Genomic DNA, 16,480 nt, shown 5'->3' on the forward strand with positions numbered 1-16,480 from the left:
CAAGGTCCTGCGGGTTTTTTCTTGGCCTGTCAGTTCAGTATCGAATCTTTGCGTAAAAATTGCGCTCGGCGGCTTCTCTGGCTTCGCGCAAGGTGCGAATACCCTTTTCCTGGAGGAGGGGGAGCATCTTGAGGAAAATTTCTCCGGTTACCATAGCGTCGCCGAGCGCGGTATGCCGCCCCGAGATATTGACGCCCAGGCGTTCTGCTATCGCTTCCAGCCGGTGAGACTCCTGGTTGGGGTGAATGATGGTGGAGAGTAGAAGGGTATCCAGTACGGGTTGGCGGAATGCCACGCCCGTCCTTCCTTCCTTCATCTGCATGAAGCGCATGTCGAACGCGGCATTATGACCGACAAGGACCGTGTCCTCGCAAAACGTGTGGAAGTCAGGCAGCACGCGTTCGATCGTCGGGCGGCCGGCAAGCATATCGTTAGTGATGCCGTGTACCTTCACCGACTCTGGTGCTACCGGACGCCGAGGGTCAACCAGGCAATCAAAGACTTCGCCGCGCAGCAGGCGGCCGTTGACAATGCGGGCAGCGCCCAACTGGATGATCTCGTCACCCGCTGAAGGATCAAGGCCGGTCGTCTCCGTGTCGAAGACCGTATAGGTAAGCTGGCTCAGCAATTGGTCATCGAGTGCACGGTATTCTTCGGTCTGGCGGAAGAGGTCGAAGTCATAGTATTCCGGACGGCCATCGCCGTGGAGCGAAACCGGCAGCATCACTTCCGGTGCCGTTGCCGCAGGAATCAGCAGCCGGAAAAAGGAGCGATGCGATGCCTTGTCTCGCTGGAACCAGATCTCACCGCTGTGCCGCTCGACGACTTCCCGCAAGGTGAGGGGGCTGTTTTCGCCGCCCGCCGTAAGCGGATCCATTTCCCAGGCGACGAATGTTTCTGTTCCGACAACTACGCCCGACCATATCAGGTCGAGATGGGCGAGCCGGCCGACGCGCGCCAGGCGAAAGCGCAGCTCGCGCACGTGGAATTCGTCCTTCAGCCGCGCTGCGAGATAAGTGACGACCTGCAGCAGGGAGTAGCTGTCGACCTTGAGCCAAAGCTCCTCGTCGATTTCCTCGGTTTTTGTCAAAAGGGAAAGCCGCTGTTCGATACGTTGCTGCGCCGCCTGGACCAGGTCAAAGCCCAGCATATCTTCAAGCGGCCAGCGCACCTTGAGCGCATCGGCGAACTCGTTGACTGTCTTGTCGAGACGCGCACCCATCGACTCCACTTCGTCGCGCACGATGCGCAGAAAACGGTCCCGTTGCGCGGGTCCCATATCTGCATATTCGAGAAGGTTTTCGACGGCTGCACGGATACTGGCGAGCGACGAGCGGCTTCCTTCGGTCAGGGATTGCAGCACCATATCGCGCTGGTTCTCCAGTTCGAAGTGCTGGGTGATGTCCTCGAGGGTCAGCACGTAGCCGCCAACCTCTTGCGTGCCGTCTGTGTCCCTATGCATCACGGGTGCCATCTGGGCGCGGATCAACTGTCCGTCCTGTGCCGAAGTAACAAAGTGGGCGATTGGATGTGTGTCGCCGGAGACCAGTCGCTGTCGAATCCGGTCCAGGCCGTGCGCGACCAGGCTGCGTTCGAGAACCCCGAAGATAGAGCGGCCGAGGCTTACAGGCGATCCGCCTGCGGGCCGCGCAGGCCCAGCCATCACCCGGAACATCTGCCGCGCGCGATTGTTGTAGAGCAAGATACGTCCGTCGACGTTGCAAACGATGACGCTTTGGTTCAGCTCCGACATCAGGGCGGCGAACCGGTTTTTCTCCTCTTCGATGGCCTCTTTCGCGCCCTCGATTTTTTCTTGCACGTCGTGCAGCAGGGCATCCCGTTCGTCCGCCAACTGATTGATGGCGGATGTCAGTGCGCGCAACTCGGCCGGCCCTTCCTGCGGAAGTCGAACCTTGTTGTTGGCCGCGACGATCACGCGCAGCTTTTCGCCGAGACGGAGCGGTGCACTGACGTAATGCCGGTACAGGTATTCAAACGCCAGCCCGATAGCTGCAAGCGCTGCCAGGACGATAAAGATGATGATTCCTTCACGCCCATGCAGGATGCGCAGGGCCGATCGCTGGTCTTCCGATTCGAGCGATGCCCAGAGGACGACGTAGAGGAGGATCGTGACGGTGCCGAGGAACGAATACAGCGCTGCAAGCGCTGCGATAAACTTTTTCTTTCCGGTCATGTATGGGGGCCAAGAACCCGGTTGACCTGCTGGACCAGTTCTTTGCTCGAGAAGGGTTTGGTGATGTAGGCGTCCGCCCCGACTGCGAGACCCTTTGCAATTTCCGTGTCCCGGCTCTTGGCCGACAGCATGATTATCTTTGTCTGCTGCCATCCAGGTGTTGCTCGAATCTGACGGCATACTTCGTACCCGTCCTTCTCCTGCATCATGACGTCGAGCAATACAAGGTCGGGCTTGCCTGATTCCATTGCATGGAGTGCGCCTTCCCCGTCGCCGGCGACAATCGTGTCGAAGCCTTCCCGATTCATCAGGAATTCGAGAGACTCGACGATATTGGGCTCATCGTCGACGATCAGAATAGTCTTCCCCATGTCTTCGCAGTTCTTTTTTGTTTGGTTTACTGCAGGGTGCCACGAGTCCCTTACATGTTGCTGAAAAAGCGGGAAGGGGGCTGAATTATTTGGCACACCCGTTCATTTTTGGTGCTCCGCAACGTGGCCTCGTTTCCCTTTTTGCAAGTGCTCGCGGCCGGCGGAAAATCACGGGGCGAGCGTTACGTTGACCTTGATAAATATGTTATGCTCGCGGTTCGTAACACCTCAGGTCACGTAGCCCTTCCCCCACAACTTGATGTGCGATCCGCTAACCGGTCAGGCCGTGTCGCGGAAGGTTAGATTAACCCGCTAATCTCGCGAAACGCGAAGAAAGGTGAGCAAGATGATGCAACAGTCGTTCTCCAATTCATATCTGTTTGGAGGCAACGCACCGTACGTGGAAGAACTGTACGAAGCGTACCTCAACAACCCTGGTTCCGTTCCCGATAACTGGCGTGCGTATTTCGACGCGATGCAGAATGTTCCCGCCGTCGACGGCTCGAACAAGCCTGACGTTGCCCACGCACCGGTGATCGCTTCGTTCGCGGAGCGCGCCAAGCAAGGCCCGATCCGCACCGTCACCGCATCCGCCGACGCCGAAATGGGCCGCAAGCGCGTGGCAGTCACTCAGCTGATCGCCGCCTACCGCTTCCTCGGCAACCGCTGGGCCAATCTTGACCCGCTGCAGCGCCAGGAGCGTCCGAACATCCCCGAATTGGAACCGAGCTTCTACGGTTTCACCGATGCCGACCAGGACATCGTGTTCAACGTCAGCAACACATACTTCGGCCCGGAAACCGCAACGTTGCGCGATTTGCTCCAGTCGCTGCGAGACACCTACTGCCGCTCCATCGGCGCCGAATTCATGTATGTCAGCGACCCCGCACAGAAGCGCTGGCTGCAGGAGCGCCTGGAATCGGTCCGCTCCACCCCGAATTTCTCGCCCGAGAAGAAAAGGCACATCCTCGACCGCCTGACTGCGGCCGAAGGCCTCGAGCGCTATCTGCACACCCGCTACGTCGGCCAGAAGCGTTTCTCGCTGGAAGGCGGCGAAAGCTTCATCGCCTCCCTGGATGAGACCATCCAGCGTGCCGGCGAAAAGGGCGTCCAGGAAATCGTCATCGGCATGGCTCACCGCGGCCGCCTGAACGTGCTGGTCAACACCCTCGGCAAGATGCCGCAGGATCTGTTCGCCGAATTCGAAGGCAAGCACGCTGACGACCTGCCGGCAGGCGACGTGAAATACCACCAGGGCTTCTCGTCCGACGTGTCCACTCCCGGCGGCCCGGTTCACTTGTCGCTGGCGTTCAACCCGTCGCACCTTGAAATCGTCAACCCGGTGGTTGAAGGTTCGGTCAAGGCCCGCATGGACCGCCGCGGCGACAAGGACGGCTCGCAAGTCATGCCGATCCTGGTCCACGGCGACGCCGCATTCGCAGGCCAGGGCGTCGTGATGGAAACCCTGAACCTGGCGCAGACCCGCGGCTACGGCACGGGCGGCACGGTTCACATCGTCATCAACAATCAGATCGGTTTCACCACCTCCGACCCGCGCGACTCCCGTTCGACGCTGTACTGCTCCGACGTCGTCAAAATGATCGAAGCGCCGGTGCTGCACGTGAACGGAGACGATCCGGAAGCCGTCATCCTGGCTACCCAGATCGCCCTCGACTACCGCCTCGAATTCAAGAAGGACGTGGTTGTCGACATCATCTGCTTCCGCAAGCTGGGCCACAACGAGCAGGACACCCCGGCGCTGACGCAGCCGTTGATGTACAAGAAGATCGGCAAGCACCCGGGCACCCGCAAGCTGTACGCAGACAAGCTGGTCACCCAAGGCACGATCCCGGCAGATGCGGGCGATGCCATGGTCAAGGCCTACCGCGACGCGATGGACGCCGGCAAGCACACTGTCGATCCCGTTATCTCCAACTTCAAGAGCAAGTACGCAGTTGACTGGATGCCGTTCCTCAACCGCAAGTGGACGGACGCAGCCGACACCGCCGTGCCGCTGGCCGAACTGAAGCGCCTGGCAGCACGCATCACGACTGTGCCGGACAACTTCAAGGTACACCCGCTGGTCGAAAAGGTGCTGGCAGACCGCGCCGCGATGGGCCAGGGCGAAATGAACCTGGACTGGGGCATGGGCGAGCACCTCGCGTATGCATCGCTGGTGGCTTCCGGCTATGCCGTACGCCTCACCGGCCAGGACGCCGGCCGTGGTACCTTCGTTCACCGCCACGCCGTGCTGCATGACCAGAACCGCGAACGTTGGGATGCGGGCACGTTCATCCCGCTCCAGAACATCTCTGAAAACCAGGCTCCGTTCACCGTTATCGACTCCGTGCTTTCCGAAGAGGCGGTACTCGGCTTCGAATACGGTTACTCGACGGCCGAGCCGAATGCCCTGACGCTCTGGGAAGCGCAATTCGGTGACTTCGCCAACGGCGCACAGGTCGTGATCGACCAGTTCATCAGCTCCGGCGAAGTGAAGTGGGGCCGCGCATCGGGTCTCGTCATGATGCTGCCGCACGGTTACGAAGGCCAGGGGCCGGAGCACTCCTCCGCGCGCCTGGAGCGTTACCTGCAGCTGTGCGCGGACAACAACATGCAAGTGGTGCAGCCGACCACTGCTGCGCAGATCTTCCACCTGCTGCGCCGCCAGATGATCCGCCTGTTCCGCAAGCCGCTCGTCATCATGACGCCGAAGTCGCTGCTGCGTAACAAGGACGCCGGTTCGCCGCTGTCCGAACTGGCGAAGGGCCAGTTCCAGACCGTCATCGGTGAGGTCGACGAGAAGATCGATCCGAAGAAGGTCAAGCGCGTTGTTGCTTGCTCGGGCAAGGTCTACTACGACCTCGTCAATGCGCGCAAGGAGCGCGGCGCTTCCGACACCGCGATCATCCGTATCGAACAGCTCTATCCGTTCCCGCACAAGGCGTTTGCTGCAGAACTGAAGAAGTTCCCGAACTTCGCAGAACTGGTGTGGGCGCAGGACGAACCGCAGAACCAGGGCGCCTGGTTCCAGATTCAGCACAACATTTTCGAGAATCTGGAAGAGGGCCAGAAACTGGCATACGCAGGCCGTCCGGCCAGCGCGTCGCCTGCTGTCGGCTACTACGACAAGCACTACGCGCAGCAAAAGGCGCTGATCGACACCGCGTTCTCGAAGCTCAAAGGCTTCGTCCTGACGAAATAAAGACCCGACGGCGCGCCAGAAGCTGGCGCGCCGCACGAACAACCCGAAACGGAGAGTTACATGGCAATTATCGAAGTGAAAGTTCCGCAGTTGTCGGAATCGGTTGCAGAAGCAACCCTGTTGCAGTGGCATAAGAAAGTTGGCGAAGCAGTCGCCCGAGACGAAAACCTGATCGACATCGAAACCGACAAGGTGGTCCTCGAACTTCCCGCGCCGGATGCTGGCGTGATCGTTGAAGTGATCAAGGGCGACGGCAGCACCGTCGTCGCAGGCGAAGTGATCGCCAAGCTGGACACCGAAGCCAAGGCAGGCGCAGTCGCCGCCCCGGCAGCCGCTCCGGCACCTGCTGCAGCGCCGGCACCGGTTGCCGCTGCTCCGGCGCCGGCATCCACCGCAGCCGCAGGCATCGCCATGCCGGCAGCCGCGAAGATGCTCGCTGACAACAACATGACCGCTGCGCAAGTCGCCGGTACGGGCAAGGATGGCCGCGTGACCAAGGGTGATGTCATCGGCGCGCTGAACAAGCCGGCGGCAGCTGCCCCGGCACCGGCTGCAGCACCGAAGCCGGCACTGCAGCAAGTCGCAGCCCCGGTCAGCCTGTCCGACCTGGCGAACCGTCCGGAAGAGCGCGTGCCGATGAGCCGCCTGCGCGCTCGCGTCGCCGAGCGCCTGCTGCAATCCCAGGCTACGAATGCGATCCTGACCACGTTCAACGAAGTGAACATGCAGCCGGTCATGGACCTGCGCAACAAATACAAGGACAAGTTCGAGAAGGAACACGGCGTGAAGCTTGGCTTCATGTCCTTCTTCGTCAAGGCCGCTGTCGCCGCCCTGAAGAAGTACCCGGTCCTGAACGCCTCCGTTGACGGCAACGACATCGTCTATCACGGCTATTTCGACATCGGTATCGCCGTCGGTTCGCCGCGCGGCCTGGTCGTGCCCATCCTGCGCGACGCCGACCAGATGACCATCGCCGACATCGAGAAGAAGATTGCTGAATTCGGCACCAAGGCCAAGGACGGCAAGCTGACGCTGGAAGAACTGACCGGCGGCACCTTCTCCATCTCGAACGGTGGCGTGTTCGGCTCCATGCTGTCCACACCGATCATCAACCCGCCGCAATCCGCAATCCTCGGCGTCCACGCAACCAAGGACCGTCCGGTCGTTGAAAACGGTCAGATCGTGATCCGTCCAATCAACTTCCTGGCCATGTCCTACGACCACCGCATCATCGACGGCCGCGAAGCCGTGCTCGGCCTGGTCGCCATGAAGGAAGCGCTGGAAGATCCGGCGCGCCTGTTGCTGGACCTGTAATCCACCACGCCATGCGCACACGGAGCAAGGAAAACGCCTGCTCCGTGTGCGTTGTCCATTCCGCGGAAAATTAGGGTACGAATATGTCGAAGAATTTTGATGTGGTTGTCATCGGTGGCGGCCCCGGTGGCTATATCGCAGCGATTCGCGCTGCACAACTCGGTTTCAGCACCGCTTGCATCGACGAGTGGAAGAATGCCAAGAATGGCCCGGCGCCGGGCGGTACCTGCACCAACGTCGGTTGCATTCCCTCCAAGGCACTGCTGCAATCGTCCGAACACTATGAACACGCCGGACACGCCTTTGCCGACCACGGCATCGAGGTCAAGGGCCTGGCGATGAACGTCGGCCAGATGCTGGCGCGCAAGGAAACGATCGTCAAGCAGAACAACGACGGTATCCTCTACCTGTTCAAGAAGAACAAGGTCACTTTCTTCCATGGCCGCGGTTCCTTCGTGAAGGGCGATGCCAATGGCTACGAGATCAAGGTCGCCGGCGCAACCGAAGAAACGATCACCGGCAAGCACATCATCGTTGCGACCGGTTCCAATCCGCGCGCACTGCCGAACGCGGCATTCGATGAAAAACTGATTCTGTCGAATACCGGCGCACTCGCTATCGACAGCGTGCCGAAGAAGCTTGGCGTCATCGGCGCAGGCGTGATCGGTCTCGAAATGGGCAGCGTGTGGCGCCGCCTCGGCTCGGAAGTCACCGTGCTGGAAGCGCTGCCCGCATTCCTCGGTGCCGTCGATGAGCAGATCGCCAAGGAAGCGCACAAGCTGTTTGTGAAGCAGGGCCTGGCCATCAGCCTCGGCGTGAAGATCGGTTCGATTACCGCCGGCAAGAAAGACGTCACCGTCGAGTACACCGACGATAAGGGCAATGCGCAGAAGGCAGTCTTCGACAAGCTGATCGTTTCCATCGGCCGCGTCCCGAACACCATTGGCCTGAACGCAGAAGGCGTCGGCCTGAAGCTGGACGAGCGTGGTTTCATCACGGTCGACGGCGACTGCAAGACCAGCCTGCCTAACGTCTGGGCAGTAGGCGACGTCGTACGCGGCCCGATGCTGGCGCACAAGGCGGAAGAAGAGGGCGTTGCGGTTGCAGAGCGTATTGCAGGCCAGCATGGCCATGTGAACTTCAATACGATTCCCTGGGTCATATATACGTCCCCGGAAATTGCCTGGGTCGGCAAGACCGAGCAGCAGTTGAAGGCGGAAGGCGTCGCCTACAAGGCCGGCACCTTCCCGTTCATGGCCAACGGCCGCGCCCGCGCCCTCGGCGATACCTCCGGCATGGTGAAGTTCCTGGCCGATGCCAAGACCGATGAAATCCTCGGCGTGCATATCATCGGCCCGATGGCTTCCGAGTTGATCTCCGAAGCAGTCGTGGCGATGGAATTCCGTGCGTCGTCGGAAGACATTGCCCGTATCTGCCACGCTCACCCGTCCCTGTCCGAAGCGACCAAGGAAGCCGCACTGGCGGTCGACAAGAGGTCGCTGAACTTCTAAGGAGCTCTGTATGCGTCACCTGATCCTGTTGCTGCCGCTGGCGATAGCCGCCTGTGCCACGACAGGGTCGAGTGAGGGGGTGATTGCCATCGAAACGGCATCGCGCGGGCAGGCTCTTGCTGGTGCAAGTTGTGCTGTCAGCACCGGCTCCGGGAATTGGAATGTCATCACGCCGGCATCGGTGAACGTAGGCAGCGCAAGCGGCGACCTTCGCGTGTTGTGCAACAAGGACGGCTTCCGTACCTCGGAAATCGTATTCCGTCCCTCCAATCCGTACGGCTCCAGCATGGGTGTTGGAGTCGGAGGAGGTGGTGGCAATGTCGGCGTTGGGGTGGGATTGAGCTTTCCCATCCGTTTCGGCGGCGGCACCTACCCGTCGCGCGTGACAGTCGACATGAATCCGCAGTGAATACGGGGCGGGATTTCTCCGGTGCCTGCCGAATACGGGCAACACGGGCATAATCATACGGATTGCCTGGTATCAGCTTCTTGCATGAATGGGCGAGCGTGTCTCGCCCATTTTCACGTCACACCGCCAGGCACTGGCAAGGTGACCGGACAAAACGCAGCAACCAGCGAAACAGATCATATGAACGTCAGGGAGTTTTACGCGCACGCGCTCGCGCAGCGCGGTTATCAATCGGACGAGGCGCAGCTCAGAGCTGTCGAGCGCCTGCAGCGGTGCTATGATGAATGGGTCGCCTACAAGTCTCAGCGATCGAACAAGCTCAAGCGCCTGATCAGCCGTCCGGAAGTGCCGCGAGGCGTGTATATGTGGGGCGGCGTCGGGCGCGGCAAATCCTTCCTGATGGACAGCTTCTACTCGGTCGTGCCTGTCACGCGCAAGACACGCCTGCACTTCCACGAGTTCATGCGCGGCGTTCACCGGCAGCTCGACGACCTGAAGGGCGTGGCGGATCCCTTGGACGAAGTGGCCCGCCGCATCGCGAAGAAATACCGTTTGATCTGCTTTGACGAATTCCACGTATCGGACATCGCGGACGCGATGATTCTCTATAACCTGCTCAAGGCATTGTTCGACAACGGCGTGTCGTTTGTCATGACGTCGAATTACGCCCCGGATACGCTGTATCCCGACGGACTGCACCGCGACCGCATCCTTCCGGCGATTACCTTGCTCAAGGAAAAACTCGACGTGATGAACGTGGATGCAGGTGTCGACTACCGGAAGCGAGTGCTGGAGCAGGTAGAGGCGTACCACACGCCCCTTGGCGCCGGAGCCGATCACGCCTTGCGCAACGCATTTGCCAATCTTGCCGAGACCGCAGACGAGGATCCTCACATCCGCATCGAAGCACGTGACATCAAGGCACTGCGCCGTGCCGGGGGCGTCATCTGGTTCGATTTCGCCACGCTGTGCGGCGGACCGCGCTCGCAGAATGATTATCTGGAGATTTCCAGCCAGTTCCACACGGTGATCCTTTCCTCCGTACCGCGCATGTCGGCATCCATGTCCTCGGAGGCACGGCGCTTTACCTGGCTGGTCGACGTCCTGTATGACCACAAGGTCAAACTCCTGATGTCCGCCGAGGTCGAACCGGACCAGCTTTATACGGAAGGCATGCTGGCCAACGAGTTTCATCGTACTGTCTCGCGCATCATTGAAATGCAGTCCTCGGAATACATGGAGAGCGAGCGGCGCGATGTTGCGGGTTCGCTGGCGTGACATATGACATGACTGCATCAGATCGTATCACTGCAAGAGGAGTCAAGGCGTGCCTGACCTTGTTTGCTGCCGTATGGGCCGCGTTTTCGTTTGCACAACCATTACCCGGACAGGTGCGGGAAAAAGTGACGGAACGCTTCCCGTCCGGTTCGATTCGTTCCGTCGGAGAGGCAGATGCCGCGCTATCGGAGGCGGCCGCCGAGCGCGCTGAAATAGAGGCGCGCTACCAGGCGGAAGAGCAGGCGTGCCATCCCAACTTCTTTACGACATCGTGCATTCAGAAGGCCAAGGAGCGCCGCCGCATTGCTCTGTCTGCATTGCGTCCGGTCGAGCTCGAAGCAAGTGCATTCAAGCGCAAGGCGCGCGTGACGGAACGGGATCAGGCACTCGCAGAGCGATTGGAAAAGGATGAAAAGCAGCGGCAGGAACGCGCAAGCCCGATGCCTGTTGCAGAGCCTGAAGTGACAGCAGGCTCGCCCGATACGGCGTCGCAGAAGGAGCAAACCACGCTTTCCCCTGTTCCGGAGAAGCAGCCGGCATCAACGGCGCCGAGGCAGAAAACAGAGGATCGGGTAAGTGCCGAGAAGCGCGCTGCCAACATCGCCGCCTACGAAAAGAAGAAGCGCGAAGCCTTGGAGCGGCAGCAGAAAGTAGCACAGCGCAAGGCCGAAAAAGAGCAGAAGCGCAAAGCAAAACAGGCCGAAAATGAAAAGCCCGGCTGATGCGGTTTGAAGTACGAGGAAAGAGAGGTCCGTGCGCGATCAGATCGCACGCTTCATTTTTCCGACCGTATAGCTCTTGGATTCCACAGGCGGTTCCACCAGCTTGACGATGGCAAGGGTGCAGTTATCCCCGGATGCGTCGGTGGTGCGTTCACGTGTCTTGTTGATAAGCATCTCGGAGGCCTGACGCGGTGAATTCATCGCGATGGCGGCACCGAGTTCCGCATCGGCGAAATAATGCCAGAGGCCGTCCGAGCAGAGCAGGAAGGCGTCCCCGGCCTTCAGCCCCTCATACTTGCGCAGGGTAACTTGCGGCTCGCGGTCATGTGACCCGAGTGCATTGACCAGCACATTGGACAAACGGTGGTTCTTTGCTTCCTCCCGTGACAGTTTGCCTTCCCGGACCAGCAATTCCACATAGGAGTGGTCGATCGTGCGTTCAGCGCAATTCGGGCCGTCGAAGCGATACAGCCTGGAATCGCCGACATGCGCCCACACCGCCGTCCGGTCCGGGCAGATCACGAGAGCGACCATCGTGCTATGGGGATTCTTTTCGGAGGAGAAGGATGTCAGCTTGATGATCGTATGCGCATCCAGCGCGATCGTCTCAAGCATTTTTCCGACGTCATCGGTTTGCGGGGAGAAGTGGTCGAAGGCCTGCTTCGCCGTTCGGATGACCTGTTCGGCCGCCAGCGCACCGCCACTCAGCCCGCCCATTCCATCCGCAACCACTGCCATTACATAACCGGGCGCCCTCGGAGCGGCGAACAGCGCGGTGCGATCCTGCTGCTCCTTGCGGTCGCCGATATGCTGCCCGGTGCCTGCTTCTATCTTGTATTGGCTCATGGGATCGGTGGAATTACATGTCGGACTCAAAAAATTATTGCATGCGAAAAATTTCGCACGTACCCTTGTTCTGTTTTGTTACAACTATTAACGGCTGTACATAGAAACGGTTAATGTTGTTCCTGAGCATCAAATCCCCGTTTTCCCGGTAATCGCTTTCCGGATTCTGGACTGCGGCACGGTGACGCTAGCCGAGCAGGGTATTCACTCTTAAAATATAAGCCACTTACCGCATTCAACAACGACATCATGATTCCAACGGAAGATATACAGCGAAGAATCGTCGAACTGGAAGTAGAGCATCGCGATCTCGACGCAGTTATCGAACTGCTTGCGCGTGATGTTCTGCGCGACGAACTTCAGCTGCGGCGTTTGAAAAAACGCAAACTCCAGTTGAAGGATCACATAACATTGTTGAAAATGCAACTCGTCCCGGATATCCCCGCATAAGCCTTCGGGTACGTGTCATCACCCACCCGTCCACCTCAGCTTTGACCGAAAACTCCGCCTCAACACCCGAACCGGGTAATCACGACGCCGATATCGAGCAGTTGTTTGATGCCGCCGGGCTGCTCAGCCAGGCAGTGGCGGGCTTTCGTCCGCGCCAGTCGCAGACAGAAATGGCGAAGGCCATTGCTGCCGCCATCGCTTCGCAGAAGACACTGATCGCCGAGGCCGGCACCGGCACCGGCAAAACCTTTGCCTACCTCGTGCCTGCATTGCTGTGGGGTGGCAAGGTTATCCTGTCGACCGGCACCAAGAACCTCCAGGACCAGCTCTACCTGCGCGACATCCCGACGGTTCGCAAGGCATTGAGTGCGCCTGTATCTGTTGCACTGCTGAAGGGACGTGCCAATTACGTATGTCACTTCCACCTCGAGCGGACCCTGCAAAACGGGCGGCTTACGTCACGCGAGGACGTGGGCTACCTGCGCGATATTTCCCGCTTTGTGAAGACGACAAGCTCAGGCGACAAGGCCGAACTTGCCCGCGTCCCCGAATCGGCAAGCGTGTGGAATCTCGTCACGTCGACCCGCGACACCTGCATGGGTGCGGAGTGCCAGTACTATCAGGATTGCTTCGTGATGAAGGCGCGCAAGGAAGCGCAGCAGGCTGATGTGGTGGTGGTCAATCATCACCTATTCTTTGCCGACGTCGCGCTCAAGGACACCGGCGTCGCCGAGCTGCTGCCGTCCGCGAATACGGTCATCTTTGACGAAGCCCACCAGTTGCCGGAAACGGCGACGTTGTTCTTCGGTGAGACCATCTCTACGTCGCAGGTCCTCGAGTTATGCCGCGACGTGCTTGCCGAGGGGCTGGCGCATGCCCGCGATGGTGCGGATTGGCCGAAGGTCGTCTCGACGGTAGAGCGGGCCGCACGCGATCTGCGCCTTGCTTTTCCGCAGGACGTAGTCAGGCTTGCCGCCAACCAGATTGCGCCGTCGAGCGCCTTCTTTCCGGCACTTGAAAAGCTGCAGGAAGAATTGCACGCGATGGTGGCGATTCTCGAAACACAGGCCGAACGCGCGGAAACCATCGAGCAATGCCGTACCCGTGCCATTGAATTGTCGGACAAGCTGGCTGCATGGGATAGCGCACAGACCGCCGACCCTGACAAGGTGAAGCCGGAGCAGGAGCGCGTCCTCTGGGTGGAAGCCTTTTCCTCATCGCTCCAGCTTCACCAGACGCCCCTGTCGATCGCGCCGATCTTCAGCAAGCAGCGCGAAGGAACGCCACGATCGTGGATTTTCACGTCGGCCACGCTGGCAGTGAAAAACGATTTCAATCATTACGCATCCCAGATGGGATTGTGGAACGAGACCGCGCAGTCGTGGCCGAGTCCCTTCGACTACGGCAGCCAGGGCCTGTTGTACGTGCCGGAGAACTTGCCGCAGCCGAATTCCCTGGACTATACGGATGCCGTGATCGACGCGGCCCTGCCCATGATCGATGCATCCGGCGGACGCGCTTTCCTCCTGTGCACCACGATACGCGCGGTCAACCGCGCGGCCGAGCGCCTGCGCGAAGAGTTCGACAAGCGCAAGCTGCCGTTTCCGCTGATGGTGCAGGGCGAAGCGGGACGGACCGAGCTGCTGGATCGTTTTCGTGCTGCCGGAAATGCCGTCCTGATCGGCAGCCAAAGTTTTTGGGAAGGTGTCGATGTACGTGGAGATGCGCTCTCGCTCGTCATCATCGACAAGTTGCCGTTTTCGCCGCCGGACGATCCTGTGCTGGCCGCACGGATCGACGCGCTTGAGCGGAAGGGACTGAACGGCTTCGTGCACCATCAGCTGCCGGCAGCCATCATTAACCTGAAGCAGGGCGCAGGCCGGCTCATACGGGATGAAACGGACCGCGGCGTCCTGATGATTTGCGATCCCCGCCTCATATCAAAACCGTACGGCCGGCGCATCTGGCAAAGCCTGCCGCCCTTCAGTCGTACGCGGGATGTCAATGTGGCAAAGGCGTTTTTCAGCAAAGAAACGCAGGACAAGCCGACGCAGGCCGGTTAAGGTAACATTGTCGCGCTTCATATTGCGATGACTGGTTTTACTTTTCCGGCATGCCGACGAATCGATCGACCGCATGCGCTAACAAAGAGGGGACATGGCTGATCCGGTAGTTTCTTTGGTGCCTGTGCGTGGTTCGGAGCTAGCGGTGGGCAAACCGCTGCCGCAGGCGATCTACGATTGGCATGGCAATCTCCTTCTTGCCGCCGGCTGCATCGTCGAAAGCCGGAGCCAGCTTGAGGGTCTCATCGACAATGGCTTCATCCAGGACTCGGCATGGGACTTGTCGCCGAAGCCGGCAAGAGAGCCGCTGCTGTCCGCTTCGGCACGAAGAAATTCCCCCGCGCCCGAACCCGTACCCGAGTCGCAGGATGCGAATGCAAACAAGGAAATTATCGTCGGCATGGACGACGTGCGCTGGTACGTCGGCGAGACACTGTATTTGCAGCAGATCGACAATCCCTCCATCCGCTACACGGTTCGCCTGATCGGCTTTGTAAAGAACAAGACCATCATGGTCACCGCCCCCGCCGTCGACGGCAAGCTGGAGTTTGTCAGGGACGGTCAAACGTTCATCGTGCGCGCTTTCGCAGGCAAGAAAGCCTACGCCTTCGTCACTTCCGCCGTGAAGTCGGTTCATTCTCCGCATGCATACCTGCATTTTGCCTTCCCGAAGGAAGTACGGTGTACCGTCGTCCGGCGTGGCGTGCGGGCGCAGGTCAATATCATTGCATCGGTCGGACTGGACAACCCGGAACGGATTGGTGCGGCGTTGCTGAGCGACCTCAGCATGGGCGGAGCCTCTGGAACCTTGAAGCAGGCACTCGGGCAAAAGGGGGAGTCGGGCCAGATCAAGTTCAAGGTCCATGCGGCCGGACAGGACGAGATCCTCAACCTGAAGATGGTGCTGCGGTCGATTGCCCCGGCAGAAGGGGGCGACGGCTACAAGCACGGCTTTGAATTCCTCGATGTCTCGATCCACGACCGGCTGATCCTGTCCGCCTTCGTGCACCAGATTCTCGCCGAGGGAGGGTAGGGCTCTCCTGCCTGGCGCAGGAGAGCGTCCTTGCGGTTTATTTCTGCGGCTGGATCACCACTTTACCCGTCACCTTGCGCGCGGCCATGTCATTGAGCGCCTTGGGTGTATCCGCCAGCGCATAACGTCCAGAGATGTGCGGGCGAATTTTCCCTTCAGCCATCCATCCCATCAGCTGTTGCATGGCGGCGAGATTGGCCTTCGGTTCGCGCTTGGCGAATTCACCCCAGAACACGCCGACCAGCGAAGCACCCTTCAGGAGCGGAAGGTTGAGCGGCAACTTCGGGATCTCGCCATTCGCAAAGCCGATGACCAGATAACGGCCCCGCCAAGCGATGGAGCGGAACGCCGGTTCGGCATAGATGCCGCCGACAGGGTCGTAAATCACATCCGGCCCCTTGCCGTCCGTCGCTGCCTTGATCGCCTCGCGCAAATCCTCGGTGGTGTAGTTGATGGTCGCATCGGCGCCATGCTCCTTGCAGATGGCAAGCTTTTCATCGGAGGAGGCGGCGGCGATGACGCGTGCGCCGAGCGCCTTGCCGATTTCGATCGCAGCAAGGCCTACGCCACCTGCAGCGCCGAGCACAAGCATCGTTTCGCCCGCCTTGAGCTGAGCGCGGTCGACGACGGCATGATGGGATGTCCCGTACGTGAGCGTGAATGCTGCAGCCGTATCGAAATCGAGGCCAGGAGGCATGGGAACGACCGCCTTTGCCGGCGCCGCAATCTGCTGGGCGAATGCTCCGAGGCTGACGAAGGCGAGCACCTTGTCGCCAGCCTTGACATGCGTGACGCCGTCGCCGACGGCGCGCACCACGCCCGCAAGTTCGCTACCCGGCGTGAAGGGAAGTTCCGGCTTGAACTGGTACTTGTTCTGGATGATCAGGACGTCGGGGAAATTGACGCCGGCTGCATGAACATCAATGGCGACCTCTCCAGGGCCCGGGGTGGCATCCGGCAGGTCTTCCACAACCAGTGTGTCCGGCAGTCCCCACGATTTGCAGACGATCGCTTTCATTGTGTCTCCTTGATGGTTTTGGAATAAAAAAGAACGATCGTTTCATTTTATTCTTATGCCGCAAAATGT

The 16,480-nt window shown here is 59.8% G+C and carries 13 protein-coding genes; 9 read left to right on the top strand and 4 right to left on the bottom strand.

Translation table 11 applies throughout. The features are described from left to right. Positions 1-34: 34 nt before the first annotated feature. Both AC3WOY_RS21900 and AC3WOY_RS21905 read right to left on the bottom strand, forming a co-directional pair. Positions 35-2,194, bottom strand: coding sequence for a 3'-5' exonuclease (locus AC3WOY_RS21900; protein ID WP_492427617.1), 2,160 nt, complete (start codon positions 2,192-2,194; stop codon positions 35-37). Further along, positions 2,191-2,565: a response regulator transcription factor gene (locus AC3WOY_RS21905; RefSeq protein ID WP_492427619.1), complete on the bottom strand. Its 375-nt coding sequence runs from the start codon at positions 2,563-2,565 to the stop codon at positions 2,191-2,193. Before AC3WOY_RS21905 ends, AC3WOY_RS21900 begins: the two co-directional genes overlap by 4 nt. A 346-nt stretch (positions 2,566-2,911) precedes the next feature. Here AC3WOY_RS21905 and AC3WOY_RS21910 point away from each other — a divergent pair, with 346 nt between their 5' ends. From AC3WOY_RS21910 to AC3WOY_RS21935, 6 genes are all read left to right on the top strand, one after another. Continuing rightward, positions 2,912-5,767 (top strand): 2-oxoglutarate dehydrogenase E1 component, encoded by a 2,856-nt coding sequence (locus AC3WOY_RS21910; protein WP_492427621.1) that lies wholly within the window; start codon positions 2,912-2,914, stop codon positions 5,765-5,767. A 60-nt stretch (positions 5,768-5,827) separates the two neighbouring features. Next, on the top strand, positions 5,828-7,081 hold the full coding sequence (odhB, locus tag AC3WOY_RS21915) for a 2-oxoglutarate dehydrogenase complex dihydrolipoyllysine-residue succinyltransferase (RefSeq protein ID WP_492427623.1): 1,254 nt from the start codon (positions 5,828-5,830) through the stop codon (positions 7,079-7,081). Between the two features lie 83 nt (positions 7,082-7,164). Next, positions 7,165-8,592, top strand: a complete 1,428-nt coding sequence (gene lpdA / locus AC3WOY_RS21920; protein ID WP_492427625.1) for a dihydrolipoyl dehydrogenase — start codon at positions 7,165-7,167, stop codon at positions 8,590-8,592. A 10-nt stretch (positions 8,593-8,602) separates the two neighbouring features. Beyond that, positions 8,603-9,001, top strand: coding sequence for a hypothetical protein (locus AC3WOY_RS21925; RefSeq protein WP_492427627.1), 399 nt, complete (start codon positions 8,603-8,605; stop codon positions 8,999-9,001). Between the two features lie 180 nt (positions 9,002-9,181). Further along, positions 9,182-10,279: a cell division protein ZapE gene (gene zapE, locus AC3WOY_RS21930; protein WP_492427629.1), complete on the top strand. Its 1,098-nt coding sequence runs from the start codon at positions 9,182-9,184 to the stop codon at positions 10,277-10,279. Positions 10,280-10,287: 8 nt separating this feature from the next. Then, on the top strand, positions 10,288-11,001 hold the full coding sequence (locus AC3WOY_RS21935; RefSeq protein WP_492427631.1) for a hypothetical protein: 714 nt from the start codon (positions 10,288-10,290) through the stop codon (positions 10,999-11,001). Between the two features lie 39 nt (positions 11,002-11,040). Here AC3WOY_RS21935 and AC3WOY_RS21940 read toward each other — a convergent pair whose 3' ends face one another. After that, entirely contained in the window at positions 11,041-11,847 is an 807-nt protein-coding gene (locus tag AC3WOY_RS21940; protein WP_492427633.1) for a PP2C family protein-serine/threonine phosphatase, read from the bottom strand. Between the two features lie 249 nt (positions 11,848-12,096). Between AC3WOY_RS21940 and AC3WOY_RS21945 the strand changes: the two genes are divergently transcribed. The 3 genes from AC3WOY_RS21945 (at position 12,097) to AC3WOY_RS21955 (ending at position 15,393) form a co-directional block, all read left to right on the top strand. Further along, entirely contained in the window at positions 12,097-12,297 is a 201-nt protein-coding gene (locus AC3WOY_RS21945; protein ID WP_420474304.1) for a YdcH family protein, read from the top strand. A gap of 41 nt (positions 12,298-12,338) precedes the next feature. Continuing rightward, complete coding sequence (yoaA, locus tag AC3WOY_RS21950) at positions 12,339-14,360, top strand: DNA repair helicase YoaA (RefSeq protein ID WP_492427636.1); 2,022 nt, start codon at positions 12,339-12,341, stop codon at positions 14,358-14,360. Positions 14,361-14,454: 94 nt separating this feature from the next. Then, positions 14,455-15,393, top strand: a complete 939-nt coding sequence (locus tag AC3WOY_RS21955; RefSeq protein WP_492427638.1) for a flagellar brake protein — start codon at positions 14,455-14,457, stop codon at positions 15,391-15,393. 37 nt (positions 15,394-15,430) lie between these two features. On the opposite strand, the gene AC3WOY_RS21960 is transcribed toward AC3WOY_RS21955, so the two are convergent. After that, on the bottom strand, positions 15,431-16,411 hold the full coding sequence (locus AC3WOY_RS21960; RefSeq protein ID WP_492427640.1) for an NADPH:quinone oxidoreductase family protein: 981 nt from the start codon (positions 16,409-16,411) through the stop codon (positions 15,431-15,433). Positions 16,412-16,480 lie beyond the last annotated feature (69 nt).

It is taken from the genome of Noviherbaspirillum sp. FW303-A3 (assembly GCF_058788695.1).